This is a genomic window from Natrinema soli, from assembly GCF_028618695.1.
Map to the genome: position 1 here is coordinate 1 of NZ_JAQIVI010000612.1, position 3,640 is coordinate 3,640.

A 3,640-nucleotide genomic window follows, 5' to 3' on the forward strand; every position below is an offset into this window, starting at 1 on the left:
CCGCCCCCTCGAGTCCGTCTCCGACGAGTCCGCGCCCGCCGGGTCCGCGTCCACCGAGTCGACTGCTCGCGGGTCACCGTCCGTCGAGCCGGCGTTCGGCGACCCCGTCCCGTCACCGAGATCTGTCAGTCGATCCGGAGACTCGTCCGCGGCGAGAAAGCGCGCGATCGGGTGGTGTGGCGGCTCGGTGTCGGTCTCCCCGTCACGCACTACTTCGGGCTCGAGCGTCTCGACCGCGAGTCCCGCGTCGGTCGCGATATCGTCGATACGGCCCGGCTCGACGCGCGTCCGTTCGACGCTGGCGTGTCGTTCGCCGACACAGACGAGATCCGCGTCGCGTGTAAGCGCCGCGAGGTACCGTCGGTCGAGTCGGCGATACTCCTCGAACTCGACGGCGAGAACGGCGTCGAACGAGCCGGTGACCCGCGTCCGGAGTCCGTCCGCGTTCGCCTCGAGTCGCTCGACGGCCTGCGGGATCACGTCGGCCCGTTCGACGTACCCCCGGTCGTCGAGCTCGGCGTGGAATCGGTCGTTCATCGCGTACAGAAAGGCGAGACAGTCGTGGGGATCGTCGAGGTCGTCGAGTCGGATACGTTGGCGAGTCGCCTCGAGCAGCAGTTGCCCGACGTCGCGGGCGAAGCTCTCGTGGGCGGCGGCGCGCTGGAGGTAGTCGGGAACCGATCGGCTCGCGCCGTCGATCACCAGCGAGATGAGTTCGATCCGCTCCTCGTACTCGAGGCGGGACAGCGTCGGATCGTACTTCTCGATGGTCTTCGAGGCGTGTTCCGGGAGCGAGTCGACGCGCGGCGATCGAGGGGGGCCATCCGACGGCTCGAGGGACGTCTCGGCCAGCGCATCGATCAGGGACTCGAGCCCCGCCGGATGCCGCTTCAGGACCAGGACGTTCCGAGGCCCGTACTCGTCGGCGAGCGTCGCGTACTCCCCGGCGATCGCTGCGAGCACGTCGCTACTGGGCGCAGGCGCGGAGAGGAGCGTGCACGATCCGTCGAGAGCGGGCGATGCGGGGGCCATCGGTCGGTACGTCACCGAATATAACGGAGTTCCTATTTAAATTACGGCATCGGCGCGGCGGCGAGACTCCACTACAGCGTCGCGGCGACGCTGCTCACCCGCCCGTTCGACCGGATCGGACGCGCGATCGCTGCGGATACCGCCGCCACGATTCCGATCGTCGTCCTCCGCTCCGGGTTCGCCCGAATCCGCTCCGACAATCATTATAGTGAGTACCGAGTACTGTCCCGCATGGACGATATTTTCGTCGCTCGAGTCATGTCCACGTCGGTGCGGACGGTGGCTCCGGACACGCTCGTCGAGGATGCCGCCAACACGATGCTCGACAACGGAATCGGGTCGGTCGTCGTCGTCGACGACGAGAATCAGCTCGAGGGGATCCTGACGACAACGGACTTCGTGCGAATCGTCGCCGAGCGGCAGCCGAAGGATCGGACGCCGGTCTCGGAGTACATGAGCACGGGCGTCGTCACGGCATCGGCCCAGGACAGTATCCGCGACGCCGCGGACGTGATCGTCGAGCACGACTTCCACCACATTCCCGTCGTCGACGAGGACGAAGGCGTCATCGGCATGGTCACGACGACGGACCTGGCGGGGTACGTCTCGCGCGTGCAGTCGCCCAGTCCGGAGTAATCGGTCGACAAGCCCGGAGTAATCGGTCGACCCGTTCCGAACGGACGGGTTCGATATCGGTGGCTCGAGGGACCGAGATCCCGATACCGACGAGAGTCGCCGGCAGCGGGTGATCAGCGCTCATCAGTGACCGTCTCGTCGGTCGTCTCGAGGTCGGTGTCGGACGAAGTGTCGTCTTCGGCGATCCAGCGGACGATCTCGTCGAGGCGATCCCGGAGCGTCCGTGCCTCCGTCGGCGTCAGTTCGATGTCCGCGTGCCCCGTTCCATGGTCGCCCGCCATCGCGTCGATACTGAGAACGACGCGGTTCCCGTCCGCCGATTCGGGCCGTACCGACACGTCGGCCCGGTCCGGATAGTCCCGCGGCGGACCGATCTCGAGGTCGGTTTCCCCGCGCGTAACGCCCACCCGGACGCGCTCGGAATGCTCGAGGTCGAACGAGTCCGTCCGAGCCTCCTCGATCGGCGTCGGTTCCTCGCGAGGTGTGGATTCCTCTGGCATACGTAGTTGTTGTCCGGCCGCTCCCTTGGCTGTACTCCCGGCCGGTTCCATCCGCAGCCGATTTCGTCCTCGGCCGGATCCATCAGGAGGCCAGTGAACGGCAGCGGAGCGCGAGTAGTGACCGGTATCAATTCGAGGAGCGCGGAACGAAGGGGCCGAAATCGGCGGTTCGTGCGGCGATCGTCGCGATCCGAAGCGTGTAGCTCAACAGGACCATGAAAGGGAGGAAGACGAGTACGACGCCGCCGGCGGCGATCGGCAACAGGAGCCACGGACTCGAGATCGCTTCGGCCACCCGCGAGTACGAGAGCATGAGCAAGCCGCCGCCGACCAGCGTCGGAAACCCGACGTACAGGAGCATCCGCGAGAGGACGGCGAGTTCGTGCTGGACGTACAGCGTCTTGAACGTCTGCCGAGCGATCGCGAGGAAGCCGAGCAGTTCGATCAGCTCCTCGAGCGATTCCGTCTCGTCGAAGGCGTCGTCCCACTCGTCTCGGAAGGTCCGCGCCGCGTGGTAGTAATTTCCCTGATGGTGGCCCAGTACCGCTGACAGCGCCTCGAACGTGCCAAATTCGGCATCTTCGAGGGCGTCGGAAACCGTTTCGCCGTCCGACTCGAGGGCGGCGATGAACCGCTCGAGTTCCGCCCGCCTGTCGGGGTCGGCGTCGTTCGCGAGCGCGTCGGGCAGCTGCCGGGCACGATCGACGGTCGCGGTGACGATACGGTTCAGGAAGGCGGCCGGCGAGGCCGGGCTGACGCCCGAGTTCGTCACCTCCTCGACGTCTCGCTGGAAGTCGGTCATCCCCTCGAACCGGCTCCTGAGATCCGGCGTCCAGCCCAGTTCCTGCGACAGCACCAGCTGGTTGATCGCCAGAACGATCGTGATGAACGGGAGCGTCCCGCCGACGAGCGACCCGTAGAGCGTGACCACGGTTCCCGCGTCGTTCACCGGGAACAGACCGCCGAGAAACAGCACGATGACGGCGACGTACAGCCCGAACGCCAGCGCGCCGGCGATCACCAGCCGATCGCCGTCGAGCAGCGCCCAGCGCTTGATCGGCGACTCGGTCACCGTTTCGTAGGTCAACTGGCTCTCCTCACCGTCCGCAGTCGTCGACAGCGACCGATCGCGTGCGCTCATGTCGGCACCGACAACGCCGTCGCTGAAAAGCGCCGGTACGGCACTGCGTCCAGTGCTCCCGCGAGCGAGAGAGCGCACCCGGTCCGGTACCGGAGGCGAGCGCTCGAGCGGTCACTGATTACCGTCCGTCAATATCAGTCGACTGAGAACGTCGCGTCGTCGATGGTCGCGCCGCCGACCCAGCACTCGCGGGCGAACCACGCGAAGTAACCGACTACGCCGACCGTGAGAACGGCCTCGAGTGAGCCGAGACCGGTGATGCTCTCGCCCGCGAGGAGGCCGGCGACGCTGACCGCGGCCCACCCGATCGCCAGCAGCGCGATGGCGATCG

5 protein-coding genes and 1 pseudogene are annotated in these 3,640 nt (G+C 66.8%); 1 reads left to right on the forward strand and 5 read right to left on the reverse strand.

The features are described from left to right. Window positions 1-1,032, reverse strand: a pseudogene (locus PGX04_RS27910) (hypothetical protein); the annotation flags it as partial. A gap of 36 nt (window positions 1,033-1,068) precedes the next feature. Beyond that, on the reverse strand, window positions 1,069-1,236 hold the full coding sequence (locus PGX04_RS27915; protein ID WP_273741471.1) for a hypothetical protein: 168 nt from the start codon (window positions 1,234-1,236) through the stop codon (window positions 1,069-1,071). Window positions 1,237-1,263: 27 nt separating this feature from the next. On the opposite strand from PGX04_RS27915, the gene PGX04_RS27920 reads away from it, so the two are divergent. Further along, window positions 1,264-1,668, forward strand: a complete 405-nt coding sequence (locus PGX04_RS27920) for a CBS domain-containing protein (RefSeq protein WP_273741472.1) — start codon at window positions 1,264-1,266, stop codon at window positions 1,666-1,668. Window positions 1,669-1,781: 113 nt separating this feature from the next. Here the strand turns inward: PGX04_RS27920 and PGX04_RS27925 are convergent, their stop codons facing one another. The 3 genes from PGX04_RS27925 to PGX04_RS27935 all read right to left on the reverse strand — a co-directional run. Beyond that, window positions 1,782-2,168: a hypothetical protein gene (locus tag PGX04_RS27925; protein WP_273741473.1), complete on the reverse strand. Its 387-nt coding sequence runs from the start codon at window positions 2,166-2,168 to the stop codon at window positions 1,782-1,784. 127 nt (window positions 2,169-2,295) lie between these two features. After that, a complete protein-coding gene (locus tag PGX04_RS27930) occupies window positions 2,296-3,309 on the reverse strand; it encodes a DUF7972 family membrane protein (protein ID WP_273741474.1) in 1,014 nt (337 codons plus the stop codon). Between the two features lie 134 nt (window positions 3,310-3,443). Continuing rightward, window positions 3,444-3,640, reverse strand: a 197-nt coding sequence (locus PGX04_RS27935; RefSeq protein ID WP_465263851.1) for a DUF7994 family protein, incomplete at its 5' end; no start/stop codon positions are given.